Genomic DNA, 26,207 nt, shown 5'->3' on the forward strand with positions numbered 1-26,207 from the left:
GCTGCGGCGAGCGGCCGTCTATTGTTGTCGGTGTCGGCGGGGACTATAGGCGCGCAAGCCGTTTGAAGAAAGTGACTTTATCGACGGCGTTTCATACACTTTTGTTCACTCTTGATATCGTCCAGTCCACCACCTCCCATGACGCTAAAGCAACTTGAGGCCTTTTACTGGGCCGCCACGTGCAAGAATTTTGCGATCGCCGCGAATCGCCTCAATATTTCGGTTTCGTCATTGTCCAAGCGCATTGGCGAGCTGGAATCGTCCATCGGCGCTGAGCTCTTCAGCCGCAGCGCGCGCAGCGCGACGTTGACGGCACTGGGCGAACAACTGGTGCCGCACGCCAAGGATCTGTTGCGCAACGCCGACCAGTTCATGCAGCAGGCCAGCAACAACCTCAGCTACTCGGGCCGCTGCCGGTTTGGCGCGGGCGAGCTGACGTCGCTGACGTGGATGTCCCAGCTGATCGAAGTCATCCAGCGGGCCCATCCCAACCTGCTTGTCGAGCCATTTGTGGGCGTCGGCGAATTGGTCGAGCGCGGTCTGGAGGAAGGCGAACTGGACTTCGCCGTGATTGCCGGCCCATCGTCCCGCCCCGCCATCGCGTCCCGCGTTATCGGCAGTGCGCAATTCGAATGGGTCGCTGCGCCAAGCGCCGTGACGAATCCCGCCGCGGTCACCCCGGCCGACCTGCCAGGCTTGACGCTGATCACGCTCCCGCAAAGCTCGGGCGCCATCCGCATTCTCGACGACTGGCTCACCGAGCAACGGGTATCGCCCGGCCGCAACCAGTGTTGCAACGGCTGGGGCGGCATTGCGGCGATGTTGCAGCAAGGTCTGGGGCTGGGTTTCCTGCCGTCAGCGTGGGCGCAGATTCTGATCGAACGGGGTCAGCTGCAATCCCTGCCTGCGTTTCCGCCGCTACGCCCTCTTACCTACACCTTCCAATGGCGCCGTGACGATACCCGGCCAATGCTTGAGACGTTGCGCATGCATGCCGAGGCATGCCTGGATTTCCACGCGCCCACCGGCATGATCTGAGTGCGAATCACGCCGGCCGCGCATCTTTACTGTTTCCGAAAAGCGTTGTTTCCGAAGTCAAATTATTCGCTTTATCTCCTGAATTTGCGGGCGTAGAGTCGCCACAAACAACCACTCTGGAGACAAGGCGACATGCCGGATTTTGGATTTACCTTGCACGACTGCCCGCCCGGCCCGAGCCGCGAAACGCTCGCGGCTTACCAAGACCTGGCGGTGGCAAACATCAGCGATGCGATGAGCCGCGGCACAGGCACGTCGTCGCTGCGGCCGATGCACCGGACCCGCCGGATCCTCGGCCGCGCCTTCACGGTGCGCACCCGGCCGGGCGACAACCTCATGGTGCACAAGGCCATCGATACCGCACAGCCTGGAGACGTCATCGTGGTTGACGCGGGCGGCGACATGAGCAACGCCATCATCGGCGAAATCATGGTGGGCTGGGCTGCCAAGCGCGGCTTGGGCGGCTTTGTGATTGACGGCGCCCTCCGCGACAGCGAAACCATCGGCGAGGGAGATTTCCCCGTCTATGCCCGCGGCGTCGCGCATCGTGGGCCCTACAAGGACGGTCCCGGCGTCATCAACGTGCCCGTCACCGTGGACGGCATGGTTGTGATGCCTGGCGACCTGCTGGTAGGCGACGCCGACGGATTGTTGGCCATCCGCCCGGACGAGGCTCCGGCCATCGCGGAACGCGTCCGCGCCATCGCCCAAGCCGAGGCGCAAGTCCTGAAGGACATCGAGCGCGGCACGCTGGACCGCAGCTGGGTCGACGCGGCCCTCAAGTCGCGAGGCGTGCTGTGACGACCGCTACGCCCCGCCACTCGGCACGCCTTTGCAGGCTGGATCTCTGGCTCAATCCGGTGTTCGACGAGATCATCGGCGCCACGCCCGGGATCGCGTTGTCGGTGCTTCCTGCGACCGGCGACGACGCCCGCACGCTCGCTGGCCTGAAAACCGCCCACGCCTACCACGTGTCCGCGGCCAAGGATGAGCTGCCGCGCCAGTGGTTCGTCAGCGCCGAGTTGATTGCGCAATGCCCTGACCTCGTGTGCGTATCGTCTGGCGGCGCCGGTTACGACACCATCGACGTGGCGGCCTGCACTGCGGCCGGCATCGCGGTCGTGAATCAGGCCGGCGGCAACGCGGAATCCGTGGCCGAGCACACGTATGCGCTGCTGCTGGCCGTGCAACGGCGAATTGTCGAATCACACAACCGCCTGCGCCAGGACACGGGCTTTTCCCGCGAAGATCTGATGGGCCATGAAATCCACGGCAGCGTCATCGGTCTGGTGGGCATCGGAAAGATCGGCACCAGCGTCGCCCGCATCGCGCAAGGCTTCGGCCTGCGCGTCATCGCCCACGATCCGCTGCTGGACGCCGCGACCATCCGCAGCCGTGGCGCCGAACCCGTCGGACTGGACGAGTTGCTGGCGCAATCGGACATCGTGTCGCTGCACTGCCCGCTAGACGCATCCACGCGAGGGCTGATCGGCGCGAAGGCCTTTGCGGCGATGAAGCCCGGCGCGGTGTTCGTTTCGACGGCGCGCGGGGGCATCCACGAGGAGGACGCATTGCATGACGCGCTGCGTAGTGGGCATCTGCGTGGCGCGGGGCTGGACGTCTGGGAACAGGAGCCGCCCGATCGCTCGGCCCCGCTGCTGGCCCTGGACAACGTGGTCGCCACCTTCCACACCGCGGGCGTCACGCACGAGGCGCGACGCAGCGTCGCCCGCTCATCGGCGACGCAGCTTGCCGCGATGCTGCGCGGCGAGCGACCGCCGCAACTCGTGAATCCGGAGGTGTGGCCTCTGGCCGCCAAGCGTATCGCCACGCTGACATAACAACGCGGCACACGCGCGGGTCCAGATGCAAAGGCCGGCGCGATGACCGCCAGAACCCCTGAGGAGACAACCATGCAACAACAAAACAAACGCCGCACGCTGCGCACCCTGGCCACCCTGCTTGCGGGCGCCGCATTGTTTTCGGGCGCCGTGCAGGCCGCCGGCTATCCGGAACGTCCGATCAACCTGATCGTGTCTTACGGCCCGGGCGGCGGCACCGATCTGGTCGCGCGGATGATGGCGCCTTACCTGCAAAAGCATCTGGGCGGTGACGCGCGCATCGTCGTGCTGAACCGGCCGGGCGCGGGCGGCGCGATCGGCTTCGCGGAACTGGCTCGCGCCCAGCCGGACGGCTACACCATCGGCTTCATCAACACGCCCAACCTGTTGACGATTCCCATCGAACGCAAGACCGCCTTCACCTGGCAGAGTTTCGACCTGCTGGGCAATCTGATCGATGATCCCGGCGCATTCACGGTCCTCAACGACAACCCGGTCAAGAACCTTGCGGAACTGTCCGACTACGCGAAGAAGAACCCCGGCAAGGTCACCGTCGGCACCACGGGCACGGGGTCGGACGACCACCTGGCCATGCTCCGGTTCGAGCGGGCGTCGGGCACGAAGCTCAGCCACATCCCGTACAAGGGCGCCGGTGAGGTGCGCGGTGCGCTGGCAAGCGGCGAGATCACGATCGGCGCCATCAACGTGGGCGAGGCGCTTCAATATCAGAAAGGCGGCACGCCGCTACGCTTCCTGGGCCAGATGGGCAACACGCGCTCGGCCGCGCTGCCGGACGTGCCCACGTTCAAGGAACAGGGATTCGATTTTGAACTGGCTTCACTGCGCGGGCTGGCCGCGCCCAAGGGATTGCCGGACGACGTGCGCGCGAAGCTGGTCACGGCGGTCAAGCGTACGGTCGACGATCCGGAATTCCAGGCCAAGGCCCGGGACATGTTCGCACCGCTGCGTTACTTGCCGCCCGCTGAATATGCGAAAGAGCTGAAGGCGGGCGAAGCGCAGTTCCAGCAGCTCTGGAAAGAAGCGCCCTGGCTCGACAAGTAGACATGTGTTCCCGGGGCCCTGCCCAGTCCCGGCCGCCGGCAAATCCAAGCGGCCGGCGGCTGTAGCAGGGACTAAAACGAGGCCTAAAACGTAGACTAAAACGCCGCGGCGCCCGATGGCTCGGACCGCAGCCATCGGCATCAACGCATCGCCGCCAGCATCAAATCGAGATTCTGGACCGCCGCGCCCGAGGCGCCCTTGCCCAGGTTGTCGAACACGGCCGTCAGCAGCACCTGGCCGTGCTGCGCATTGCCGTAGACGCCCAAGCGAAGATCGTTCGTGCCGTTCAGCGCCTCGGGATTCAGGTTCGTGTGCGCGGCGGCCTCGTCGTGCGGCACGACCTGCACGTGCTTCGCGCCGGCATAGTGCTGTTGCAGGCAATCGTGCATTTTCTCGGCATCCACGCCGTCAGGCAGCAGGCGCAGGTGCAGCGGAATGGTCAGGACGATGCCCTGGCGGAAAGCCCCATAAGACGGCACGAACACCGGACGCTGCGTGAGACCCGCGTGCCGCTCGATCTCGGGGGTGTGCTTATGCCCCAAGCCCAGACCGTAGACCTGAAACGCGGGACCGCGCGGGCCATCTGCGCCTTCGTAGGCATCGACGCTGGCCCGGCCGCCGCCCGAGTAGCCGGACACTGCATTGATCACCGCCGGATAGTCGGCGGGCACGAGGCCTGCCTGGACCAACGGCCGCAGCAGCGCGATGGCGCCAGTGGGGTAGCAACCGGGGTTGCTGACCCGCAGGGCGTGGGCGATGCGCTCGGCCTGGCCGGCGCTCATTTCCGGAAACCCGTACACCCAGCTCGCATCCGTGCGATGCGCAGAGCTTGCGTCGATGATGCGGACATTTGGATTGACAACGGACGCGGCCGCCTGGCGCGCCGGCTCGTCGGGCAGGCAGAGAATCGCGATGTCGCTGGAATTGATCGCGTCGGCGCGGCGCTGCGGATTCTTGCGGTCGGACTCGGGCAACTTCAACAGTTGCAGGTCGCTGCGGCCATTGAGCCGTTCGTGGATCTGCAGACCGGTCGTGCCCTGGTCGCCGTCGATGAAAACAAGAGGTTGGGTCATGATGCTGTCCGGGTGGTTCGGCGTTGCCTGATTCGTTCAGGAATGGAGCTTATCTTCGATCTGCGGGCGAGATAAGAAAAGTCGAATATCATGATCGTTTGATTCAGGTTTTCTGAACCAAGCCGACGCGTTTGGGGTGCGGACGCTTTGGAACACCGCATCCGTAACCGAAATCCAACCGGAAACTGCCATGCGCGAAATCAGCCTGGACCGTCTGCGCACCCTGGTCGCCATTGCCGACCTCGGCTCGTTCGCCGACGCCGCGCGCGCGCTGCATCTGGCGCCGCCCACGGTCAGCTTGCACGTGTCGGACCTGGAAACCCGTGTCGGCGCGCCCCTACTGACGCGAAAGCGCGGCCAGGTCCGACCCACTACCATCGGTGAAACCTTGCTGGAACGCGCGCGCCGCTTGCTTGCGGAGGCGGACCAGGCGTTGGACGACGTGCAGCGGCAGGTACAAGGATTGGCGGGCCGTGTGCGGCTTGGCGCGTCGACCGGGGCCATCGCCCACCTGCTGCCGCAGGCGCTGGAAACGCTGGGTCGCGACCACCCCGGCATCGACGTGCACGTGGCGGTGCTGACTTCGCAGGAGACGTTGTTGAGGCTGGCGGACGGCACGCTGGACGTGGGTCTGGTCGCGCTGCCTCAGCCGCCCATCGACGGTTTGGTGCTGCGTCCGTGGCGCCGCGACCCGGTGATGGCATTTCTGCCTGCCGCCTGGAAAGCGCCGGCGCGCCTCACGCCCGCTTGGCTGGCCGGACGGCCCCTGATCCTGAACGACGCCAGCACGCGGCTGTCGCGCCTGACCGGAGAATGGTTCGCGGCCGCTGGCCTCAACCCTCGCGCGCGCATTCAGTTGAACTACAACGACGCGATCAAGAGCCTCGTGGCCGCGGGCTACGGCGCGACGTTGCTGCCGCACGAGGCCACCGCGCCGCAGCCCGATCCGCGCGTCATCATGCGGCCGGTGCGGCCCGCGCTATGGCGTCCGCTCGGCATCGCGCATCGCGCGGGGCAAGTGGAAGCGGCCACGCAGCACGTGCTGAACGTGCTGTGGGAATTGCGTGCATCGGGCGGTAAAGGCGCCGCTGCAGAGTAGGCAGTCCGAAATCTGGGCTTGCCGGCCAGGTATCGCAGCTGCCGATCGCCGTCCTCACCCTGTCTTTCCCAGCCTCTCGGGAGCAGCCGGCGCCCGGCGGAAGAACGCTGCCCGCTGGCTTTCCTCGCGCAATCGCCGCGCGCGCGAGCGGAACAAATCCTTGCGTCCAACGATGCCCAGCAACCGGCCATTATCCCGATCAAGAATAGGCACGCGCCCCGCCCCGGACAATGCCATCCGGTCGGCGATCTGACTGGCCAATTCATCCGGGTGCCCATACACCAGCTCGCGCCCATCGAGCGCCTGCGCCAGCGTCCGTTCGTCCGGCGCACCTTGCAGCGCCCACGCCAGGGTGTCGGCGCGCGTCACTTCGCCGACCACGACGCCCTGCCCGTCCAGCACCGGATAACTCGTATGCACCGGCTGCGCGGTCGTGAAATGCGCGACGGCCTGCGCCACCGTCATCGTGTCCGGCAACGTCTGCACCGGCGTCGTCATCACATCGGCCACGCGCAGCAGATCGAACGGATCCACGCGGTATTCGCGGCTGATATGGTGGCCGCGACGCGCGATCTTCTCGGTCAGAATCGACCGTTTGAGCAACAGCACCGTCACGCCATAGGCAAACACGCAGGCCGCCAGCACCGGCAGCAGCGCTTGCATGTTGCCGGTCAGCTCGACGGCAAACAACGTGGCCGTCAGCGGCGCGCGCATCGTTCCGCCCATCATCGCCGCCATGCCCACCAGCGCCCAAAAGCCGGGATCTGCCTGCGGCAGCACGGGCGACGCCAGCGCACCGATCGCACCGCCGAAGATCAGCAGCGGCGCCAGCACGCCGCCGGACGTGCCGGAGCCCAGCGCGATCGACCAGATGGCGACCTTGACCACCAGCAGCACCAGCACGGCCTGGAAAGCGAGATCGCCCGCGAGCATGTGCCGGATGTTGTCGTAACCGACGCCCAGCGCGGCGGGCTCGATCAACCCGCCGATGCCGATCGCCAGCCCGCCGATGGCCGGCCACCACATCCAGTGGATCGGCAGCTTCTCGAACAGGTCTTCGGCTGCGTACACCAACGAGGTCAGCACGCCTGACCCCAAGCCCGCCAGCACACCCACGGCGGCGCAGGCCACCAGGTGCCACGGCGTGAAGGCCAGCGCGCCGGCATACGAAAAGATCGGGCCGGGTTCCATGATGAAGGCGCGCGTTGCGGCCGCCACCAGCGCCGCCACGGCCACGGGCAGGAAGCTGCGGGGCTTCCATTCGAAGAGCAGCAGCTCGACCGCCAGCAGCACTGCGGCGAGCGGCGTGCCGAAGATCGCGGTCATGCCGGCGGCCGCGCCCGCAACGAGCAGCGTCTTGCGTTCGCCGTCGTCCAGGTGGATCGTCTGCGCGAGCAGCGAGCCGATCGCGCCGCCGGTCATGATGATCGGCCCTTCGGCGCCAAACGGGCCGCCCGTGCCGATGGACACCGCTGACGACACGGGTTTAAGGACCGCCACCTTTGGTTGGATGCGGCTCTTGCCGATCAGGATGGCTTCCATGGCTTCGGGGATGCCGTGGCCACGGATCTTCTCGGAACCGTAGCGCGCCATGAGGCCGATGATGAGACAGCCAATGACCGGAATGAACACGGAGCCGAGTCCGAGCCGCCCCGTCGAAATGGGCAGGTCGGCAAACGAAAACAGGCCGTGATAGGCCAGATTGGTGCACAGTGCGATGAGGCGAAGGAGCAGCCAGGCGGCTGCGACACTGGCCAGTCCGACCGGAATGGCAAGGCCCATCAAGAGGACGACACGACGGTCGGTGGTGAAGTCGCCAAGCCGCAGTCCGGGCTTGGCGGAAGAGGAAATGGGGGGCATGGTCAAGGAGAGGTTGGAAGTATTCGCACGGAGTTTGCGAAAAGTCATATATATCGTAGCACGACATATATTAGAATCGCCGGGTGAACGCCTCCCCGACACCCACTCGCTTGTCTCCCGCCGACTACGAACTGCTCGCGGATTTCCGCTATGCGCTGCGAAAATTCGCGGCGTTCAGCGAAAGCGCGGCCGCGGGCCTGGACCTGATGCCGCAGCAGCATCAGGCGCTTCTCGCCATCAAGGGCACGCGCAAGACCGCGCCCGGACGGCGCGGACTATATGTCGGCGAAATCGCCGACCGACTGCTGATCCGGCCGCACACCGCCGCCGAACTGGTAGGCCGTCTGGCGCGGCTGGATCTCGTCAGCCGCGAAGCCGACCCCGAAGACGGACGCCGCGTCGAGGTCGTGCTGACTCCCAAAGCCGAGCGCATGCTCGAAGATCTGTCCGCCTCTCACCTCGAAGAACTGCACGCCATGCGCCCGCTATTGACGCGGCTGCTGACACGCATGGGCGCCGAAACCGGCAAGGACTGACCCACCCGTTTTTCACCCTCGACTGCGTCCACGCGACATAAGCTCATGCCGCCAGGAAATAAGCGGCGTGATAAATTGTCGCCCCGCGACATATCAATGCGTCGCGAGGAGAGATTGTCTTGGGTGTTGCATTCAAGCGCTGGCTGGGATCGTTCGCGCCAGCGCCCGTGGGCGTCAACGGACGCGAAAAACTTTACGGCGCGGTAGGCGCCCTGCTCGGCCTGTTCTGCACCGAGTGGGTGGGACGTCACGCGTTGGGCGCCGACAATCCGTGGTTCATCGCCCCGATGGGCGCGTCGGCCGTGCTGCTGTTTGCAGCACCTGCCAGCCCGCTTGCCCAGCCCTGGTCGCTAATGGCCGGGAACCTGGTGTCTGCCCTGATTGGCGTCTTCTGCGCCCAATTCATCCCTGTCCCTGGTATCGCGGCGGCCGTGGCCGTGGCGCTTGCCATTGGCGCCATGTTTTCGCTGCGCTGCCTGCACCCGCCCAGCGGCGCCGTCGCGCTGACCGCCGTGCTGGGGGGGCCCGCGGTCGCCAAGCTGGGCTACGCCTTCGCCCTGTGGCCCGTTGCCCTGAACTCCGTCATCCTGCTGTGCATTGCCGTGGTTTTTAACGGCGCGCTGAAACGCAACTATCCCCGCCGCCACGCGGAACCGGCTGCCGGCCACAACACGCGCGATCCGATTCCCAGTGCACGACTGGGCTTTTCGCGAACCGACCTGGACGAAGCGCTGAGCCAGCGCGGCGAGCTGCTGGACATCAGCAAGGAAGACCTGGAAGAGATCGTGCTGGCTGCGGAATTGCGCGCCAGCGTCCGCCGTTTTGGCGACGTGCGTTGCGCCGACATCATGTCGCGCGATGTGGTGACCGTGATGGAAAAGGATCCGCTGGACTACGCGGTCCGCCTTTTCGACAAGCACCGCGTGCAGGCCCTGCCCGTGCTGGATTCAGCGGGCCGCTACGCCGGCATGATCGCTCAGGGCGATGTGCTGGCAAGAAAGAGCCGTCTGACCCCGGTCCCCACGGATGCCGAATCCGCGCCCGACCTGCTGGTGGCCGACTGCATGCGCAGCGAAGTGCCGTTCGCCACGCCCGGCCTGCCCGTGATCGAACTGGCTCGCCCGATGTCGGACAGCCTGCATTGCGTGCCGGTGCTGGACGAATCGCGCCATCTGCAGGGGCTGTTGACGCAATCGGACCTGGTGGCCGCGTTGTATCAAATGGCGGTGTCCGCGAACTCGCAGCCCGCAGGCGGTGCGGGACCGCACAAGCTGGCCGCCTGACCTCCGTAACCCTACGGATTCCGGTGCGCATTTGCCGCAAGGCATAATTGCCGGCGTGAATCCCCTCTCGCGCATGCGCGCCTTCATCTGCTGGCTGGTCCTGTTCTTTCTGGGCGCAATCTGGATCGCGCGGCAGGAATACGTGGACCAGTTCGAGCGCTTCTTCCAGAGCACCAGCATCGCCCAACGCATGCTGAGCCAGAAGACGGTGCAGCATGAAGCCGTCCTGGCCACGCTGGCCGCGTTGTCGCATCCTCCCGCTCCCGAACGTCTCTTTCCCAGCCTGCAGCCCGCCATGCCGCAGTTACTGGGGCTTGGCCATCTGCCGGGCGGCGTCTGGGCGGGCAGCTTGCCCGCGCCGGCTGGCCTGCAACAAGCGGTGGAGCGCGCCCGGCAACTGGGTCGCCCCGTGACGATTGCCGTGGACGACGCGCGCTACTGGCTGGTGTCGCCTTCCGGGTGGAGCCTGCTGATCGACGCGCGGCAGCTCGTGCCGGCTGCCGACTTTCCGCCGGGTCTGGGCAACCTGACCCTGACGGTGGATCGCACCCCGCTACCGCTGCTGGACAAGCAACCCAATGATGCACTGCCCGGCTGGACGCTGGCGCTGCAAAAGCCGCTGGGCGCGGCCAGCCAGCCGTTTCAGATGCGCAGCACCCGCACGTTGACGCCCGGATTCTGGCCGTGGACCGCCTGGCTGGCATGGGCCGTGGCCAGCGGCTTGCTGGTGGCCGGCGCCGCTGCCTGGCATCGCTCGCGCGCAGAAGCGCGCCGGCAGCAGGAACAGGTGCGTCTGGCGGCCATGGCGCGCCTGAGCACGCTGGGCGAAATGGCCGCCGGCATCGCGCACGAGCTCAACCAGCCACTGACCGCCATCCTGGCGCAAACCCGCGCCGCCGCACGCCTGCTGGATGACGAGGACGAGCGTCCGGTGGTGCGCCACGCGCTGCTTGCCAGCGCCGAACAAGCCAAGCGCGCCGCCGACATCATCAGCCGCATGCGCGCGCTGGTGCAGCCCAGTTCGCCCGCGCGGCGAGAAGCCATCGACCCGGACGCGCTGGTGGCCTCGCTGCGGTTTTTGCGCGAGCCCGAACTTGCAAGACAAGGCATCCGCCTGACCTGGACCAACGCCAGTCCCGGCGCGCGGCCGCTGGGCGATCGCGTGGCCCTTGAACAGATCCTGCACAACTTGGTGCAGAACGCGGCGGATGCGCTGGACGGCGCCTCGGGTACGCGCCAGATCGCATTGGAAGGCCGGGCGGTCAACGGCAGTTACCAGTTCAGCGTCAGCGACACTGGCCCGGGCATTGCCGCGGACGCCATGCCGCGCCTTTTCGCGCCGTTTTTCACCACCCGCGAACAGGGCATGGGCCTGGGCCTGGCACTGTGCGATACGCTGGCCGGCTCGATGGACGGCCGCATCGCCGCGCGCAACCTCAGCCCCGCTGGCGCCTGTTTTACCGTCAGCCTGCCGCAGGCCGGAGCCGCCGCATGAATTCCAACGATCATTCCCCGCTGGTCTACCTGGTGGACGACGACGACGCAGTCCGCGACGGACTTGGGCTGCTGCTGCGCAGCGTCGGCCTGCGCAGCGCAGGCTTTGCGGACCCGATGGCGTTTCTTGGCGCGCTAGCGCAGCCGGTGATCGGCTGCGTGGTGCTGGACATCCGCATGCCCGGCATCAGCGGACTGGACGTGCTTGCGCAGCTTGCTGAACGGTCCGACCTGCCCGTGGTCATGCTGACCGGCCATGCCAACGTAGACCTGTGCCGCCGCGCGTTCAAGGGTGGCGCCATGGAATTCCTGCAAAAGCCGGTCGACGACGACGTCTTTCTGGATGCGGTCCAGGCGGCCGTACGCACGCACATCGCCAGCCGTGAGCGCCTTGCCGTCACGCAGGCGGCGGCGGACCGCCTGGCGCGCCTGTCGGGACGCGAGCACGAAGTGTTGGAGCGCATCGTGCGCGGCATGAGCAACAAGGAGATTGCGCGCGAATTCGACCTGTCGCCGCGCACGGTCGAGACCTATCGTGCCAACGTCTTTGCCAAGCTGGAAGCCGAGTCGCTTGCGCAACTGATCCGCCAGTACGCGACGCTGCTCGATTGAAGCGCCGCCTCCGTAACGCTACGGAGGCGCGCGCGTAGTCGGGCGTATACCGCGCCCTCGGCCTTTTGGCCACACTGTCTGCTCCTACCGCAACACCCCCGAAAAGGATGCAGACCATGAAGAAACTGTCGCTTGCCGCCCTGCTCTCCACGCTGGCTTTCGCCGGCGCCGCCAACGCTGCCGTGCTGAGCGAGAACAACCTGTCGATGGCCGACGCGCAGAAGCTTGCGACCGCCACCGTCGCCGCCTGCCAGGCCAAGGGCTACAACGTCAGCGCCTCGGTCGTGGACCGCGCCGGCCTGCTCAAGGCCTTTGCCCGCGCCGACAATGCCGGCCCGCACACCATCGAAGCCAGCCGCGCCAAAGCCTTTACCGCGGTCTCGGCCAAGACGCCCACGCTGACCATGATGGAAAACGCGCAGAAGAACCCTGGCGCGGCCAACCTGACCGACATTCCGGGCTTCCTGCTGCTGGGCGGCGGCGTGCCGGTCAAGGCCGGCAACAGCGTGATCGGCGCCATCGGCGTGGCCGGCGCACCGGGCGGCAACCTGGACGCGCAATGCGCCGACGCGGTGCTGGAAGAGAACGCCGCGCTGTTCAAGTAAGCACCGGCACGGCTGCGGGCGATCTTGCGACCCCGCAGCCCGTTCAGTCCTGCCGTTCCCGCGCCACCGCGCGCGACAGTGCCAGATGCTTGTTCAGCAGCATCGCATCCGCCGCCGCAGGGTCGCGGCGCTGCAGGCGCTCATTCTCCGAAGGCTCCAGGTCCGCCGCGCGCACCAGCGACAGCAGGTCGCGCGTCCGGGTTTCGATCACGGGCGTCAAGGTGTCTTCGATCAGCTCGCCCTTCACGTACGACTGCACCCGCGTCGACAGATTGCGCGTATGCGTGAAGGTCGCTTCCGCCAGCGCGCCCAGCTCGTACTGGATGCCGGTCTGGCTGGTGACCTCGTCCCTGATCTGGATGAACTTGTAGTTCTGCGAATCCTTGTCCTTGGACAGAGCAAGCGTCTGCTGCGGCGTCAGTGCCAAATGGTAGCTGGCGGTCAGATTGGCGCGCTGTTCCTGCTTGACGCCCAGGTCGAACAATGGCCGGCCGCTGACGTTGCTGTTTTGCGAGACCTGATAGGTGAATTGATCGACTTCGCTGGTCTTGTACGGATTGCTCGCGTCCATGGTCTGCGAAATCGAGGCCGAGAAGTCCGCCACGCCCGACAGCAGACTGCGGTACGTGTAGCCAGCGGCAACGATGCGCGGCGACTGGCTGGACGGGGCGGCGCCCGCCTCGTAGCTCTGGTGCAGCTCAGCGAATGCGTCCTTGAACACCGCCATCAGGGCCTCGTCGCCCTTGCCGCGGCTGCGCGCCGCGTCGAACTGCTGCAGATAATCGCTGACCGCCGCGGCGCGCTGCTGCGCATTGCCAAAGAGCGCGGCCTTGCTCACGTCGACGTCGACCTTCACCACGCCATCGGCGTTCTTGATGGTCAGCGACCGCTGCTTGCTGTCCGCGGAAAAGTCGATGGATTGCGAAACGACGCCATCCGTCGTAGTCGTGGCTTGCAGCGACACCGACGACAGCACCGCGGAATCAAACTTGGCCAGGCTGGACCACGCCATGCGCGGCGGCACAGACGCCAGGCCATCCACCGCATCCTGGAACGCTTTGGACAAACCGGCGATGGCCTTGCGCTCGGTCTCGGACAGCTCACCCTCGGCCACGTCGATCTGCACCCCGATGCCATCTGCGGTGTTGGTCAGGCTGACCTGGACTTTCACGCCGCTGGCCGTGGTGATGCGCAGCGTGTAGGCATCCTCGGCCTGCGCGGCCGAACCTGCCTGTACGTTGCCCAGGGCGTCGATCTGGCCGGCGCCCGGCGACAACTTGGCAGACTGGGAATAATTGCTGCCGTCGGTCTGGAACCGGTCCAGCAGCGCAGAAGCCACGCCTTCCAGACGCCCGGCTAGCGTGCGCGCGGAAATCGTGTCGGCGATGACGGAGGACACCTTGTCCGCCGCGTCGCGCTCCCAGACCACGCCCGCGGCCGCCGGCTGCGAGGTGTAGGTCAGCGCGGGGGACGTGCCTTGGCCAAGCGTGACCGTCGTCGATGCAGGCACGGCCGCAATATCGGCCTTGTCGCCCGCACGGGTCACGCCAGTGGCGGGCGGCGCCAGACCGATCGTGGTCACGGGGCCGATGGAGGCAACAGATGTCATGGCGTCTCTTCCTCTGGAAAGCCGGAGGCAAGCCTGCCCCCCGGCCGGGGTTCCTTTGAGAAATGTAACGGCAGCAAAACGCCAGACTTAAGTCCCAGGGCAACGCGGCGACCGGGCGATGCCGGTCCCTACCCCTTCACGCATGGACCGGGGCGGTACGCGCCGCCTGGGTCAGCGCGTCAATCAGGCTGTCCGCATCGCGCGGGCCGTCGTACCGCACGCCATTGATGAAGAGCGTAGGCGTGCCGTTCACGCCGCTGCGCACGCCACCACTGAAGTCCACTTCTATCTTGGAGTCGAACGCCCCGCCAAAGGCGCGGTGCAGCACCTGCGGCGACAAGCCGATCTCCTCGCCATAGGCGAACAGATCGCTCTCCTTCAACGCGTTCTGGCGCTCATAGAGCATGTCGTGCGCCTGCCAGAACTTGCCCGCCTGCGCGGCCGCCTCGGCAAATTCCGCCGCCGCGACTGCGTCCGGGTGCAGTTCCGAAATGGGAAAGTTGCGGAAGACGAAGCGTAGCCGGTCGCCCAGCGCACGCTGCACCGCCTTCAGCACGGGATAGGCCTCGCCGCAATACGGACACTCGTAATCGCCATACTCCACCAGCGTCACAGGCGCGTTGTCTGGCCCTTCGGCGTGGTCTTGCGCATTCACGGGAATGAAAAGGCGGCTCATGATTGAACTCCTTGCAAAGCTGGGGCAAGCTTGTCCAGCGCGTCCAGGATGCCGTCAGCGCCCGGGTTGATGCCCAGCGGCGACACATAGCTCCACCGGATGACGCCCTCGGCATCGATGACGAACAGCGCACGATCGGCAATGCCCTCCTGTTCGCGATAGACGCCGTAGCGCCGGGCGACCTCGCCCTTGGGCTCGAAATCCGCCAGCAGCGGGAAATGCAGCTTGCGGTCCGCGGCGAACGCGGCGTGGCACCAGACCCCATCCACCGAAATGCCGACCAACTGCGCGCCGGCTTTGTGGAATTCAGGAAGGATCTGGTTGTACAGCGCCATCTGGTCGCCACAGACGGGGCTCCAGTCCGCGGGATAGAACGCCAGGATCAGCGGCCGGCCGCGCAATTCTTCCAGCGCAACCGTCTGGTCCGGCGTGGCCGGCAAGGCGAAGGACGGTGCGGTCGTGCCGGCAGGCAGGACGGCCGCGGGGTAGTCGTATGACATGAAACGTCTCCTGGACGCGCCGCGCGCGGCGCCAAGGTCAGGGATGCATGTGGCCGGGTCGGATCAGCGTGCGGCGCGGGTCGATTCGTAGAGGAACCAGGTGCGGCGCTCGGCCTCGTCGATCCAGTTTTCGATCAGGCTGGTCGAGGCCACGTCGTTGTGTTCTTCGCACACGGCGTGCGTGGCGCGCAGGAAGCCCGTCAGACGGCGGTTGTCGTCGGCCAGTTCGGCCAGCATGTCTTCGGGCGTCACGTAGTCGGCGTCGTTGTCGGCCAGGCGCTGCAGGCGCTGGATGTGGCCGATGGAACGCAGCGTCGTGCCGCCTACCTTACGGGCGCGTTCCGCAATGACGTCCGTCGTCGCGTAGATCTCGTCGCCCTGCTCGTCCAGCATCAGGTGGTAGTCGCGAAAGTGCGGACCCGACATATGCCAGTGAAAGTTCTTGGTCTTCAGATACAGCGCGAACATGTCGGCCAGCAGGCCCGTGAGGGCGGCGGCGATGTCGACCCTGGCTTCGGCGCCCAGGTCGGTGGGGGTGCGCAGGGGAGCGGTGATGCGGGTTTGAAGCGAAAGATCGTTCATGGAATTTCTCCGGGTTGGCTTCACGAATCGGGTATCGATTCCCGATGGAAACCAGAATAGCCAGGGCGTGCCGCCAGCAAAATCGGCTCATCGTTTTCTCGGGTCATACCAAGGTTTACCCAGGAAATACGCGTGTCTTCTTCCAAAGATGGCTGATAATGTGCGGGTCTCATTGCGTGCCCCCGGTTTCCTGCCCAACGCGCGCGCCCTTACCCAGAGGTGGATCTTGCTCACGTCGACACTCGGCCGCGCACCTGGCCAGCCGCCGCAGCAGTCGCGTCCCGGCGCCCCGGAGACCGCGGGCCCGCATCGCATGCAATTTCTGTTTCGCGCGGCCGCCCTGCTGCTGGCGCTGGTCATTGCCGTCGTGGACACATTCACCGACTTCGACGGCGCCGTGGCCGTGCTCTATGTCGTGGTGGTGCTGCTCGCGGCGCGCACATTCCGGCGCCTGGACATCATCGTGGCGGGCACCGGCGGCATCGTGCTCACCATCGCGGCCTATCTGAATTCCCACGGTCTGAACCATGTGGGCTCACCCACGGCCCGCGCGCTGGTCAGCCTGGCCGCCATCGGCATTGCGGCACTGCTGGCGCTTCAGAACCAGAGCGCCACCCGCAGGCTCGCCGCGCAGGCGCGCCTGCTCAATCTGTCGCACGACATGATCTTCGTGCGCGACCACCAAGGCGTGATCAACTTCTGGAACCGCACCGCCGAAGACGCTTATGGCTGGCCCGCCAGCATGGCCCTGGGCCGCGTTGCCGATGACCTGCTGCATACCCGCTACCCCGACCGGCGCGAAGCTATTGAGGCCGAACTTCTGTCTACCGGCAGCTGGGACGGTACGTTGGAACAGAAAACCCAGGCCGGCGCCACGCTGGTGCTGGAAAGCCGCTGGGTGCTTCAACGGGATCATCAGGGCCGGGTCACCGGCGTCATGGAAACGCATCGCGACGTCACCGACCGCAAGGCCGCCTACACCGCGCTGGTCAGCAGCGAAAGACGCTACCGCCGCATGTTCGACGCCAGCCGCATCGGTGTCATCCAGGAAGATTGGCGCGCCGTGCGCACCGAGCTGACCGCCCTGGGCCTGATGGATGGCCCCGCCCTCACCGCCCACCTCGCCCAGCATCCAGAGTTCATCGGCCAGATGCGCAAGCTGACCGACGTGGATGACATGAATCCCGCGTTCCTGGCCATGGTGGGCCGGCCGGCCGCCCCAAGCGCGCCCTACTCCGTGGACGACATCCTGTGCGAAGACGACCGCATGTTTGCGCGGTCCCTGACGGCGTTTGCCCAAGGCGACGCCTTCCACGAAGGCGAGACCGAGGTCGTGCACGCGGACGGCTCGCGTGTGCCGGTGCTGTTCACCATCACCTTCCCGCCGGCCGACGACGTGGACGGTTCCGTGCTGGTCTTTGTCGTCGACATCACCGAACGCAGGCAGGCGCAGGACGCGCTGCTGCTGGCGCAGACCGAGCTCGCGCACGCGGCGCGTGTCGCCACGCTGGGCGAGCTGACGGCGTCGATCGCGCACGAAGTCAACCAGCCGCTGATGGCGGTCGTCACCAGCGGCGACGCGGGCATGCGCTGGCTGCGCCGTCCCCAGCCAGACCTGCACGAGGTCGAGCTGGCAATGGAACGCATCATTTCCGAAGGCCGGCGCGCCAGCGAGATCGTCAAGCGCATCCGCGCGTTTCTCAGCAAGGCGCCGGTGCAGCAGGCAGCGCTGGACATCGGCGCCGTCATCGAGGAAGCCACGCGCCTGGTGGCGCACGAGCTCACCCGCGAGCGTGTGGCGCTGCAGGTGGACATCGAGCCGGGCCTGCCGCTCATCATGGGTGACCGGATCCAGCTTCAGCAGGTGATGGTCAACCTGATGGTCAACGCCAGCCAGGCCATGTCCGGCCAGACGCAGGCCCGCCAGTTGTCCGTCAGCGCCCGGCGCCACGACGACGGGCTGGTCGCCGTCACCGTGGGCGATACGGGTCCGGGCATCGCGCCGGACGACCTGGAACGCCTGTTCGATCCATTCTTCACCACCAAACCGCAAGGCATGGGCATGGGCTTGCCGATCTGCCGCACCACGGCGCAGGCCCACGGCGGCAGCCTTACCGTCGACAACACGCCTGGCGCGGGCGCGGCCTTTACGCTGACGCTCGCCACCACGCAGGGGAACCCTTCCACATGAACCACCGCACCGCCACCGGCGCCGCGCCCGCCGCTCCGCAATCCCAGGTCATCGTCGTCGACGACGAGGCCAGCGTGCGCGCCTCGCTGGACAGCCTGTTCCGCTCGATCGGCCTGCGCACCACCCTGTGCGCGTCCCCCGCCGAACTGCTGCAGACCCAGATTCCCGACGCGCCCGGCTGCATCGTGCTGGACGTGCGGCTGCCCGGCATCAGCGGCCTGGACTTCCAAGACCAGCTCATCCGCCAAGGCATCGACCTGCCGATCGTCTTCATCACCGGCCACGGCGACATTCCCATGACCGTGCGCGCCATGAAAGCGGGCGCGGTCGACTTTCTTTCCAAGCCGTTCCGCGAACAGGACATGCTGGATGCGGTTTCGGCCGCCATCGAGCGCGACACCCAGCGGCGCTCCCGCGATGCAGCCATGGACGGCCTGCGCGCCCGCTACGAGACCCTGACCCCGCGCGAGCGGGAGGTCATGGCGCACGTGGTGTCGGGCTTGATGAACAAGCAGGTGGCGGGCCTGATCGGCTTAAGCGAGATCACCGTCAAGATCCACCGCGGCCACGTCATGCGCAAGATGGGGGTCCGATCGCTCGCCGATCTGGTCCGCCACGCCGAGGCGCTGGGCGTTTCCGCGTCCTGACCCGGGGCTGGGACAAACCTCTGTATGATTTTCGCGGCAGGCGCAAAGGTTCATAAAGGAGCATGCCGGGCATCGGATGCGCATCGTGATCCGACCGGTACGAAGGATTTTCTTACATGAACCACACTCCCACTATCGCGGTTGTTGACGACGACGATGGGGTCAGGATCGCGCTGTGCAGCTTGCTGCGCTCGCTTGGATACGAGGTCCGGCCCTACGGCTCGGGCCCTGAGTTCCTGAACGACCCGCGAGGCGGCGACCCGGACTGCATGATCACCGATGTGCAGATGTCGCCCATGACGGGCGATCAGCTGCAGGCCGAGCTCATCGCCACGGGGCGCCGCTTTCCCCTGATCTTCATGACGGCCTTCCCCACCGAGGCGGCGCGGCAGCGGCTGCTGGCGCTGGGCGCCTGTGCGTACCTGGACAAGCCGGTGGACGGTGAAGCCATGGCGCGATGCGTGGCCGACGCGCTGCAAGGCGCGCAGACCGCGTAAAGACGGGTGGTGGCGGATTGGACACATCCGCCGCGAAATCCCGCTTATACCTTTGTATGACGCGCCAAGCCCAGCGTAGGATTTCCCGGTGACGCATAAGGCCCTAGTCTATCCCTGCGGTCCAACTAACCCCCGGAGAACCCGACATGAGCACGATCACCACCCCCGACGGCGTTGAAATCTTCTACAAGGACTGGGGCCCCAAGACGGCCCAGCCCATCATGTTCCACCACGGCTGGCCGCTGTCCAGCGATGACTGGGACGCCCAGATGCTGTTCTTCCTCGCCCAGGGCTATCGCGTCATTGCGCACGACCGCCGTGGCCACGGCCGCTCGACCCAGGTCAGCGACGGCCACGACATGGACCACTACGCCGCGGATGCCGCCGCCGTGGTTCAACATCTGGACCTGCGCAACGCCGTGCACATCGGCCACTCGACGGGCGGCGGCGAAGTCGCCCGCTACGTCGCCCGCCATGGCGAGCCGCAAGGCCGCGTCGCCAAGGCCGTGCTGGTCAGCGCCGTCCCGCCGCTGATGGTCAAGACCGAATCCAATCCGGGCGGCACCCCCATCGAAGTGTTCGACGGGTTCCGCAAGGCGCTGGCCGACAACCGCGCGCAGTTCTTCCTGGACGTGGCCGCGGGCCCGTTCTACGGCTTCAACCGCGACGGCGCGAAGGTTTCGCAGGGCGTGATCAACAACTGGTGGCGCCAGGGCATGATCGGCGGCGCCAAGGCGCACTACGAAGGCATCAAGGCCTTCTCCGAGACCGACCAGACCGAAGACCTGAAGGCCATCAGCGTGCCGACGCTGGTGATGCATGGCGACGACGACCAGATCGTGCCGATCGACGACGCCTCGCGCCTGTCGGTCAAGCTGCTCAAGAACGGCACGCTGAAGGTTTATCCGGGCTTCCCGCACGGCATGCTGACGACCCACGCGGACGTGATCAACGCCGACCTGCTGGCATTCATCAAGAGCTGATCCGGCAGTCGCAAATGAAAAAGGAAGGCACTGCGCCTTCCTTTTTTTCGCCCTGATGACGGCGGCGTCAGCCGTCGCCCTTCAGCTCTCGCTCCACCACTTCCCGTGTCAGCGTGGGCACGAACATCTCCACAAAATGGAAGGCATAGCCGCGCAGCCATGCGCCGCGCCGGATCGCCAGCCGCGTCAGGTTGATCTCGAACAGATGCCGTGCATCGATGGCGCACAGCCGGCTGTCGCGCTCGGCGTCCCAGGCCACCGCGGCCACGATGCCGACGCCCAATTCCAGTTCCACGTATGTCTTGATCACATCCGCATCCATCGCGGTCATGACGATGTCGGGCGTGATGCCGGCGCGTGCAAAGGCTTCGTCGATATGCGCGCGGCCCGTGTAGCCGCGTCCATACGTGATGATGGGATAGCGCGATAGCTGCGACAGCGTGACGCCGTCGTGCTGGCGCGCCAGCGGATGGCCTCGCGGCACGATGACGCTGTGGCTCCACCGGTAGCACGGCAGGTTCACCAGGCCTGGGTAGTCCGCCACGGCTTCGGTCGCCACGCCGATGTCGGCCTCGCCTTCGAGCAGCATCTCCGAGACCTGTTTGGGCGACCCCTGGTGCAGATGCAGCACGACCTCGGGGTAGCGCTGGCGAAATTCCTTGATGACCGGCGGCAAGGCATAGCGCGCCTGCGAGTGCGTGGCCGCGATCGACAGCACGCCGCTCCGGCTGTCCGCATACTCCGCGCCCGCATGCCGGATGTTGTCGGCCGCCTGCAGGATCTGCTCCACCAGCGGCAGGATCAATTCGCCGGGCGGCGTAAGACCGATCAGGCGTTTGCCCGAACGCACGAAGATGTCGACGCCCACCTCTTCTTCCAGTTCGCGGATCTGCCGGCTGACGCCAGGCTGGGAGGTGTGCAGGCTTTCAGAAACGTCGGTCAGGTTGAAGTCGCGGCGCACGGCTTCGCGCACGGATCGCAATTGCTGGAAGTTCATCGTGCGCGCCTCAGTCCAGGATGGCCAGCTGATTGCCGGAAGGATCCTTCACGTACATGACACGCGGCAGCGCATCCGGCAGCGAGCACACGGGATGATGACCCGCCATGCGCAGGCGCGACAGGATGTCGTCGTAGGCGCTGGCCTTGATGCCCAGGTAGTCGGGTTTGACCGCGCGGCTCACTTCGTCCACCGGAGACAGCGACAATGTGGCGTCGCCCAAGGCGAATCGCAGGCGGTCGCCGTCGCCAGGCATCTCTTCCAAACCGATGATCCGACGGTAGAAGTCGCGGACGGCCTGATGCCGTTGCGACAAGAATGGAAGCTGTACCGATTCGATCGAAAGTCGCGATGACATGCCCTGCCGCCTGCTATGGAACAGGGCTGATTCTAGGCCGCGCAAGTACAACCAGACAAAGAGGTTGTAATTGCTTGGACATTGCCAGAAGCCCTAAAGACGCCGGCTTATTTGCATATATGCGCCGATGGCTTGCGCGCTTTGGCGGTCCCCGCCGCGCGGCGGCTTCAACAAAACAGACGGGCCCGCAGGCCCGTTTGTTTTGATGCGGCATTGCGCTGCGCCAACATCAGTTCGGCTTTTCGCCCTCGCCGGCATAGCCGTCGATATACGGGCGGCCCGAGCAACGCACCATCGCCACGCAGGCCGGGCTGCCGGTCTTGGCGGTGCACGCGGCGCGCGACTCATCGCGGGCCGTCTTCGGATCGGGATTGAGCGCGGTGAAGTTGGTGCCGCGCCCCTTGGCGCCCTTGGGCCATGCAAGACCGACGCAGCTGTCGGTGTATGTCAGCACCTTGCGGCAGCCCTTGCAGTCTTCCCAATCCAGCAGCTTGGACAGCGCATCGTTCTCGTTGGGATAACCGTCGGCATAAAGAAGTCCGCCTTCTTCGTTTTCGGCAATGGCGCCCCAGTATTCGCGCTGGTTCAGCTTGGCGGACAGGCGTTCCAGATCGGCGGCCGTGGCCTTCACGGGGGCCTGCATGTCGGCGGCGCTGTAACCCGGACCCACGCACAGCGGCATGGTGGTCAGACGGCATTTGCCATCGGGGCTGCCGGCCGTGCAACGCCGGATCGCCTTCTTGGCGGCCATCTCGGGCGACACGCTGTTGCCCGGGAACAGATCCTGAACGGAATTGCGCGCGTACACCATGCAGCTGTCGGAGAACCAGCTCAAGACCTTGCATTCCTTGCCGCCGGCCTTGCGGCACTCGGCCAGTGCCGCGGCTTCGGCCGCCTTGCCGTCGGTTTCGGGCAGCACCCAGAAAATCCGGGAATGCTTGCCGTCCGTGGCGATGCCGCCGTAGAGCTTCTCGGCGGCGTGCGCGCCCGGCGATGCCAGCCCCGCCACCAGGGCCAGGGCCGCAAACGCGGCGCGGATCAGGAATTGAAAGCGAGCGGGCATGATCGTCGTGAAATCCAGTGGATTGGGCGGGGACGATCTTAGCGCAGCGTTCCCGGGGTCCGTCCCTCTATGGCGCTGCTCAACCGGCATATTAGGTAACAAATTTCACACTTCGGATTGCGAACTCCGGCCCCTTTTTTCGGTAAAAATGTCGCACTTTCCAGCGCGGGCCATCCTTGTCTCGGCCGCGCGAATTGCCGTCGAGGGCGCCAGCGATCAATGGCCCCGTCACGAAAAGAAACAATCGGCGCCGTGTCCTCGCCTACCGAGGGACCTGCCACCCCGCAAGCCTGGACCACACACCATGAAGCCGACACCGCATTCCAACCGACAGCGCAGTTCCTTCCTTCTGTTGACCGGCCTGCTCCTCACGCTGGGCCTGGCCGGCTGCGCGCCGATGCCCACCGGCGGCAGCTCCACGATGCCCTCGCTGAGCCAGGTCTTCAAATCGGGCCTGTCGTTTTCGCCCAGTGTGAACGTAGCCAAGAACATGGAAGGCCGCTCCATCGACGACGCCATTGCGGCGCTGGGCGAGCCGTCCAGGATCCGGCCGGTCGGCAACACGATGGAGCTGGAATGGTCGGACTACCAGTCCGCCCCCTACACCGAATGGGTGGTGGACAGCACCAGCCAGCAGGTCGTAGGCATGATCCCCGCCACCAACACCACGGCGGCCACGCCGGTGTTCCAGAACAGCAGCACCGGCCACTACGCCAACCGCACGCGTGTGTATGAGTGCAAGGTGCTGATGCGCATGCAGGACAGCGTCATCACCGACACCAGCGTCGATGGCAATGTGTGCCCGGAATTCATCAGCGCCTTGCGCAAGTGGGCGGGCGAGGCCGAGGCGAAGAATTACGTCGTCAAGTAATTAGCGTGTGCGATGCTGCGCCATCGTTAGAAGATGATTTTGATCCCGGCGTTGAGGTTGTAGTTGCTGGTCTTGCGGCTACCGATGCCCTGCTCGGTGCCGGCTTGAACATTCAGGAAAGTATTTCCGCCCAGGAGGCTGTCGTATCCCACCGTCAGACCTGCTCGCGGACCCGCAAGTTTGTTCTTGAAGGTGATGTCGCCCTGCGTGGCTGTCGCATAGCGGCTTGACGAGTGGCCTGCGGTGGTTAGAAGGTTGACTGTCGCCCAAGCCGTACTGGCCTTGGCGGAATCGCCATCCCATGTCTTGGACAGGCGCAGGCCCAGTCGGCCCGTCAGGCTGTTCACGCCGGGAAACTCCACCGCGCTTGCGTCGTCCTGGCTGCCCGAGAACTTGATCCGCTGATAGATGACCTGCGCCTGGGGCTCAAGCCGAAGGTTGCTGGCGTCGTCGCCAACGGCGAATGATTTTCCGGCCTCCGCGGAGATCAAGCCGCCCCACCCCGTGGTGGCCAACTGACCTGCGCCCGCCGCCGAGTTCGCCTTGACGCCGTAGCGGCTGACCTGCGTGACCAGGTCCAGATAGCTGCCCTTTCCATCCAGCAGCGTGTAGTAGCCGCCCAGACTATATGCCGACTGCTCGCTACGCCCCGCGTCGACAGTTTCGTTGCTGAGGTCCAGATAATGGTCTACGTCGGCCTTCATGGTGCTGGCAGACGCAAAGACCCCCGCGCTGCGCCGCGACAACCCTTGAAAGTCCACGTAGACGTCAGTTCCAAGCTGCACGCCCGCCAGCCTGGAGCGCGTCGCGACATCTTGCGCGGCCAGCCCGGCGCGATTGCCCTGATTGCGCGCGGTGTCCGCCAGGATGCGCCCCCACACGAAGGGGTAAACCTTGCGGGCCAGGCTCTCTGTCGACCCCATCCGTTCGTTCAGGGTGCCGACGGTCAGTTCCCCATGACGCGCGGCCTGATTGCCCAGCTGGGAATACAGCGAAACCTCGGGCCGCGACTCGCTGCGCACATACCAGTTGTTCGGGGAAGCCTGAACGCCATTGACCACCCTTGAACCATGATCCAACCGGTAGAGGAAAGCCCCTCTGCGGTTCCCCCCCTGCGTTTCCTCACGTTGCACGAACGCGTTGTCGGTCGGGCCATTTGCCTGGACCACCATCACGCCGTCGCCCGTAAGCGCGTCCCCCGCGGAGGATTCACTCATTTGCAAAACCAGATGCGTCGTTCCGGCGGCGCCGCCGTTAAGCCGAATGAGATCAGTGATACCGCTTTCCGTCGACTGCACATGCAGCTGGACGATACCGTCCTGGCCGTTCAGGTTGTTGGCGACCAGCACGCTGCCGCCGGATGGGCCATTGGCCGTGTCGGGCGGCATGAAGTTGATGCGGCCGGCAAGGTTGATGTCGCCAGCGACGCTGATTTCGGTCCCGTGAGTGGTGGTCGCGTAGGCGGGATTGCCCGGGCCGGTCATCATGTTCCAGCGGCTGGAGGCATCCATGTTCAACGTGCCGGGCACATGCATCCAGCCATTCAACTCTGCATTGCGCAAGGTCAGCGCTTCTTGCGGGCCCTGTGCGATGACGCCAGCCACGCTTGAAAGCGAGCCCAGCGTCGTGCCATCAATAGCCAGCGCTCCTCCGTTCAGGTATGTCTTGCCTGTGTAAGTCAGCGGACCCGTCAGCGTCGTCAAGCCGGGTCCTGCTTGCACCACATCACCCGCGCCGGCGATTGCGTTGCCGATTAAAACGTCATCCGCGCGATTGAACACGAGCGTGCCGTGGTTGATGAAGGCGCCGCTTCCGATGGCGCCGCTGGTGCCGCCCGCGCCGAGTTGCAACGTGCCGGCGTCAATCTGCGTGACGCCGTGGAAGTTTCCGTCTTCTGCGATGACCAGGGATCCGCCGCCTGTCTTGGCAAACTGGCTGCCGTCTCCGGTCAGCACCCCGTGCAGCACCGACTGCTGTCCGTCGCCGACGCCGATCGCGCCCGTGCTATTGACGACCACATCATGGTGGAGGGCCGCATTGTCCTGGAGTTGCAGCGTTCCGCCGTCCAGCGTCACGGCATCGAGCGTGCTGCCAAGACTGTCGCCGCTGGCGATGGCCAATGTGCCGCCCTTGATGCGCCAGGGCGTGCGTGTCTGGGTGGGCGCATTGGCCAACTGCCAGGTGCCTTCGGAGGTTTTCTCGAAAGCGGAGAAGCCCTGGTAGACGTCGTTGGTGGCGCCAACGCCCCCCGCGGCGCCCAGCTTCGAGACGTCGAAGGCCATTGACGCGCCCGTGATGGGGTCGACGCCCGCCGCGCCATCGAGCACGAGCGTGTTGTTGGTGGATCGGGTGGCATCCACCGTGCCTCGGATATCGCTGCCGCCCTGCAACCGCAGCACCGAATTGTGGGCCGTGTCGGCATACAGGATTGCCACCGATTGCGCCGACCCCGTGCCCGGAACAATGCGGCCGGCGTTCGTGATCACGGTGTTGGCGCCCATGACGTGTATGCCATAGCCGCCCAATGACGTGCCACCAGCGCCTGACCCATCGGGTCCGCCTTCGGCGCCACCGCCTCTGCCTCCCAAGCCGCCGGGTGCACCGCCGCCCCCGCCTCCGGCGCCGGTCCGTTCGAACCACGTGCTCCTGCCGTCCGTGCCATTCAGGTCGGTGGACGCGCCGGGCTGCCCGCCGGCCGCGCCGTTGACTGGGAGCTTCCCGCCGCCGGCC

General features: G+C 65.9%; 25 protein-coding genes. 15 read left to right on the forward strand and 10 right to left on the reverse strand.

From position 1 onward, the window contains the following. Positions 1-138 precede the first annotated feature (138 nt). The 4 genes from B3446_RS13120 (at position 139) to B3446_RS13135 (ending at position 3,941) form a co-directional block, all read left to right on the forward strand. The gene (locus B3446_RS13120; RefSeq protein ID WP_291381619.1) at positions 139-1,038 is read left to right on the forward strand and encodes a LysR family transcriptional regulator; all 900 of its coding nucleotides are present in this window, start codon (positions 139-141) and stop codon (positions 1,036-1,038) included. Between the two features lie 132 nt (positions 1,039-1,170). Beyond that, entirely contained in the window at positions 1,171-1,839 is a 669-nt protein-coding gene (locus B3446_RS13125; protein WP_291381621.1) for an RraA family protein, read from the forward strand. After that, on the forward strand, positions 1,836-2,879 hold the full coding sequence (locus tag B3446_RS13130; protein ID WP_291381623.1) for a hydroxyacid dehydrogenase: 1,044 nt from the start codon (positions 1,836-1,838) through the stop codon (positions 2,877-2,879). Before B3446_RS13125 ends, B3446_RS13130 begins: the two co-directional genes overlap by 4 nt. A 72-nt stretch (positions 2,880-2,951) precedes the next feature. Further along, positions 2,952-3,941, forward strand: a complete 990-nt coding sequence (locus B3446_RS13135) for a tripartite tricarboxylate transporter substrate binding protein (protein ID WP_291381625.1) — start codon at positions 2,952-2,954, stop codon at positions 3,939-3,941. Between the two features lie 140 nt (positions 3,942-4,081). Here B3446_RS13135 and argC read toward each other — a convergent pair whose 3' ends face one another. Beyond that, complete coding sequence (gene argC / locus B3446_RS13140) at positions 4,082-5,014, reverse strand: N-acetyl-gamma-glutamyl-phosphate reductase (RefSeq protein WP_291381627.1); 933 nt, start codon at positions 5,012-5,014, stop codon at positions 4,082-4,084. Positions 5,015-5,204: 190 nt separating this feature from the next. Here argC and B3446_RS13145 point away from each other — a divergent pair, with 190 nt between their 5' ends. Then, entirely contained in the window at positions 5,205-6,113 is a 909-nt protein-coding gene (locus B3446_RS13145) for a LysR family transcriptional regulator (protein ID WP_291381629.1), read from the forward strand. A gap of 54 nt (positions 6,114-6,167) precedes the next feature. Here B3446_RS13145 and B3446_RS13150 read toward each other — a convergent pair whose 3' ends face one another. Beyond that, positions 6,168-7,973: a chloride channel protein gene (locus B3446_RS13150; RefSeq protein WP_291381631.1), complete on the reverse strand. Its 1,806-nt coding sequence runs from the start codon at positions 7,971-7,973 to the stop codon at positions 6,168-6,170. 83 nt (positions 7,974-8,056) lie between these two features. Here B3446_RS13150 and B3446_RS13155 point away from each other — a divergent pair, with 83 nt between their 5' ends. The 5 genes from B3446_RS13155 (at position 8,057) to B3446_RS13175 (ending at position 12,503) form a co-directional block, all read left to right on the forward strand. Further along, a complete protein-coding gene (locus B3446_RS13155) occupies positions 8,057-8,509 on the forward strand; it encodes a MarR family winged helix-turn-helix transcriptional regulator (RefSeq protein WP_191577271.1) in 453 nt (150 codons plus the stop codon). Between the two features lie 119 nt (positions 8,510-8,628). Beyond that, entirely contained in the window at positions 8,629-9,792 is a 1,164-nt protein-coding gene (locus B3446_RS13160; RefSeq protein WP_291381634.1) for an HPP family protein, read from the forward strand. Positions 9,793-9,847: 55 nt separating this feature from the next. Next, on the forward strand, positions 9,848-11,287 hold the full coding sequence (locus B3446_RS13165; RefSeq protein WP_291381636.1) for a sensor histidine kinase: 1,440 nt from the start codon (positions 9,848-9,850) through the stop codon (positions 11,285-11,287). Continuing rightward, a complete protein-coding gene (locus B3446_RS13170) occupies positions 11,284-11,898 on the forward strand; it encodes a response regulator transcription factor (protein WP_191577274.1) in 615 nt (204 codons plus the stop codon). Before B3446_RS13165 ends, B3446_RS13170 begins: the two co-directional genes overlap by 4 nt. A gap of 116 nt (positions 11,899-12,014) precedes the next feature. Next, positions 12,015-12,503 carry a GlcG/HbpS family heme-binding protein gene (locus tag B3446_RS13175; protein ID WP_056566538.1) on the forward strand — a complete coding sequence of 163 codons (489 nt, stop codon included), beginning with the start codon at positions 12,015-12,017 and terminating at the stop codon, positions 12,501-12,503. A 43-nt stretch (positions 12,504-12,546) separates the two neighbouring features. Here the strand turns inward: B3446_RS13175 and B3446_RS13180 are convergent, their stop codons facing one another. The 4 genes from B3446_RS13180 to B3446_RS13195 form a co-directional block, all read right to left on the reverse strand. Continuing rightward, the gene (locus B3446_RS13180) at positions 12,547-14,112 is read right to left on the reverse strand and encodes a hypothetical protein (RefSeq protein WP_291381640.1); all 1,566 of its coding nucleotides are present in this window, start codon (positions 14,110-14,112) and stop codon (positions 12,547-12,549) included. Positions 14,113-14,248: 136 nt separating this feature from the next. Continuing rightward, a complete protein-coding gene (locus tag B3446_RS13185; protein ID WP_291381642.1) occupies positions 14,249-14,788 on the reverse strand; it encodes a DsbA family protein in 540 nt (179 codons plus the stop codon). After that, positions 14,785-15,288: a redoxin domain-containing protein gene (locus B3446_RS13190; RefSeq protein ID WP_175136408.1), complete on the reverse strand. Its 504-nt coding sequence runs from the start codon at positions 15,286-15,288 to the stop codon at positions 14,785-14,787. Before B3446_RS13190 ends, B3446_RS13185 begins: the two co-directional genes overlap by 4 nt. A 63-nt stretch (positions 15,289-15,351) precedes the next feature. Then, positions 15,352-15,870, reverse strand: a complete 519-nt coding sequence (locus tag B3446_RS13195) for a Dps family protein (RefSeq protein ID WP_191577278.1) — start codon at positions 15,868-15,870, stop codon at positions 15,352-15,354. 313 nt (positions 15,871-16,183) lie between these two features. On the opposite strand from B3446_RS13195, the gene B3446_RS13200 reads away from it, so the two are divergent. From B3446_RS13200 to B3446_RS13215, 4 genes are all read left to right on the forward strand, one after another. Further along, positions 16,184-18,061, forward strand: coding sequence for a PAS domain-containing sensor histidine kinase (locus tag B3446_RS13200; RefSeq protein ID WP_291381645.1), 1,878 nt, complete (start codon positions 16,184-16,186; stop codon positions 18,059-18,061). After that, on the forward strand, positions 18,058-18,708 hold the full coding sequence (locus B3446_RS13205; RefSeq protein ID WP_191577280.1) for a response regulator transcription factor: 651 nt from the start codon (positions 18,058-18,060) through the stop codon (positions 18,706-18,708). The genes B3446_RS13200 and B3446_RS13205 overlap by 4 nt, the downstream gene beginning before the upstream one ends. 116 nt (positions 18,709-18,824) lie before the next feature. Further along, positions 18,825-19,205, forward strand: a complete 381-nt coding sequence (locus B3446_RS13210) for a response regulator transcription factor (RefSeq protein WP_191577281.1) — start codon at positions 18,825-18,827, stop codon at positions 19,203-19,205. A 146-nt stretch (positions 19,206-19,351) separates the two neighbouring features. Next, a complete protein-coding gene (locus B3446_RS13215) occupies positions 19,352-20,188 on the forward strand; it encodes an alpha/beta fold hydrolase (protein WP_175121403.1) in 837 nt (278 codons plus the stop codon). Positions 20,189-20,255: 67 nt separating this feature from the next. Here B3446_RS13215 and B3446_RS13220 read toward each other — a convergent pair whose 3' ends face one another. The 3 genes from B3446_RS13220 to B3446_RS13230 form a co-directional block, all read right to left on the reverse strand. Beyond that, positions 20,256-21,185: a CysB family HTH-type transcriptional regulator gene (locus B3446_RS13220; protein WP_291381649.1), complete on the reverse strand. Its 930-nt coding sequence runs from the start codon at positions 21,183-21,185 to the stop codon at positions 20,256-20,258. Positions 21,186-21,195: 10 nt separating this feature from the next. Continuing rightward, on the reverse strand, positions 21,196-21,543 hold the full coding sequence (locus B3446_RS13225; RefSeq protein ID WP_191577283.1) for a VOC family protein: 348 nt from the start codon (positions 21,541-21,543) through the stop codon (positions 21,196-21,198). A 229-nt stretch (positions 21,544-21,772) separates the two neighbouring features. Next, positions 21,773-22,606: a DUF4189 domain-containing protein gene (locus B3446_RS13230; RefSeq protein ID WP_291381652.1), complete on the reverse strand. Its 834-nt coding sequence runs from the start codon at positions 22,604-22,606 to the stop codon at positions 21,773-21,775. Between the two features lie 304 nt (positions 22,607-22,910). Here B3446_RS13230 and B3446_RS13235 point away from each other — a divergent pair, with 304 nt between their 5' ends. Beyond that, the gene (locus B3446_RS13235; protein ID WP_191577284.1) at positions 22,911-23,477 is read left to right on the forward strand and encodes a hypothetical protein; all 567 of its coding nucleotides are present in this window, start codon (positions 22,911-22,913) and stop codon (positions 23,475-23,477) included. A gap of 26 nt (positions 23,478-23,503) precedes the next feature. Here the strand turns inward: B3446_RS13235 and B3446_RS13240 are convergent, their stop codons facing one another. Then, entirely contained in the window at positions 23,504-25,978 is a 2,475-nt protein-coding gene (locus tag B3446_RS13240; protein ID WP_291381655.1) for an autotransporter outer membrane beta-barrel domain-containing protein, read from the reverse strand. Positions 25,979-26,207: the final 229 nt, after the last annotated feature.

The sequence above is a fragment of the Achromobacter sp. UBA5777 genome, assembly GCF_002418565.1.
Classification (GTDB): domain Bacteria; phylum Pseudomonadota; class Gammaproteobacteria; order Burkholderiales; family Burkholderiaceae_B; genus Achromobacter; species Achromobacter animicus.

Coding starts and splice junctions, on each gene's coding strand:
- B3446_RS13120 (WP_291381619.1), top strand. CDS start 139: ATGACGCTAAAGCAACTTGAGGCCTTTTACTGGGCCGCCACGTGCAAG.
- B3446_RS13125 (WP_291381621.1), top strand. CDS start 1,171: ATGCCGGATTTTGGATTTACCTTGCACGACTGCCCGCCCGGCCCGAGC.
- B3446_RS13135 (WP_291381625.1), top strand. CDS start 2,952: ATGCAACAACAAAACAAACGCCGCACGCTGCGCACCCTGGCCACCCTG.
- argC (WP_291381627.1), bottom strand. CDS start 5,014: ATGACCCAACCTCTTGTTTTCATCGACGGCGACCAGGGCACGACCGGT.
- B3446_RS13145 (WP_291381629.1), top strand. CDS start 5,205: ATGCGCGAAATCAGCCTGGACCGTCTGCGCACCCTGGTCGCCATTGCC.
- B3446_RS13150 (WP_291381631.1), bottom strand. CDS start 7,973: ATGCCCCCCATTTCCTCTTCCGCCAAGCCCGGACTGCGGCTTGGCGAC.
- B3446_RS13170 (WP_191577274.1), top strand. CDS start 11,284: ATGAATTCCAACGATCATTCCCCGCTGGTCTACCTGGTGGACGACGAC.
- B3446_RS13175 (WP_056566538.1), top strand. CDS start 12,015: ATGAAGAAACTGTCGCTTGCCGCCCTGCTCTCCACGCTGGCTTTCGCC.
- B3446_RS13180 (WP_291381640.1), bottom strand. CDS start 14,112: ATGACATCTGTTGCCTCCATCGGCCCCGTGACCACGATCGGTCTGGCG.
- B3446_RS13185 (WP_291381642.1), bottom strand. CDS start 14,788: ATGAGCCGCCTTTTCATTCCCGTGAATGCGCAAGACCACGCCGAAGGG.
- B3446_RS13190 (WP_175136408.1), bottom strand. CDS start 15,288: ATGTCATACGACTACCCCGCGGCCGTCCTGCCTGCCGGCACGACCGCA.
- B3446_RS13195 (WP_191577278.1), bottom strand. CDS start 15,870: ATGAACGATCTTTCGCTTCAAACCCGCATCACCGCTCCCCTGCGCACC.
- B3446_RS13200 (WP_291381645.1), top strand. CDS start 16,184: ATGCAATTTCTGTTTCGCGCGGCCGCCCTGCTGCTGGCGCTGGTCATT.
- B3446_RS13205 (WP_191577280.1), top strand. CDS start 18,058: ATGAACCACCGCACCGCCACCGGCGCCGCGCCCGCCGCTCCGCAATCC.
- B3446_RS13210 (WP_191577281.1), top strand. CDS start 18,825: ATGAACCACACTCCCACTATCGCGGTTGTTGACGACGACGATGGGGTC.
- B3446_RS13215 (WP_175121403.1), top strand. CDS start 19,352: ATGAGCACGATCACCACCCCCGACGGCGTTGAAATCTTCTACAAGGAC.
- B3446_RS13220 (WP_291381649.1), bottom strand. CDS start 21,185: ATGAACTTCCAGCAATTGCGATCCGTGCGCGAAGCCGTGCGCCGCGAC.
- B3446_RS13225 (WP_191577283.1), bottom strand. CDS start 21,543: ATGTCATCGCGACTTTCGATCGAATCGGTACAGCTTCCATTCTTGTCG.
- B3446_RS13230 (WP_291381652.1), bottom strand. CDS start 22,606: ATGCCCGCTCGCTTTCAATTCCTGATCCGCGCCGCGTTTGCGGCCCTG.
- B3446_RS13235 (WP_191577284.1), top strand. CDS start 22,911: ATGAAGCCGACACCGCATTCCAACCGACAGCGCAGTTCCTTCCTTCTG.
- B3446_RS13240 (WP_291381655.1), bottom strand. CDS start 25,978: ATGGGCGCCAACACCGTGATCACGAACGCCGGCCGCATTGTTCCGGGC.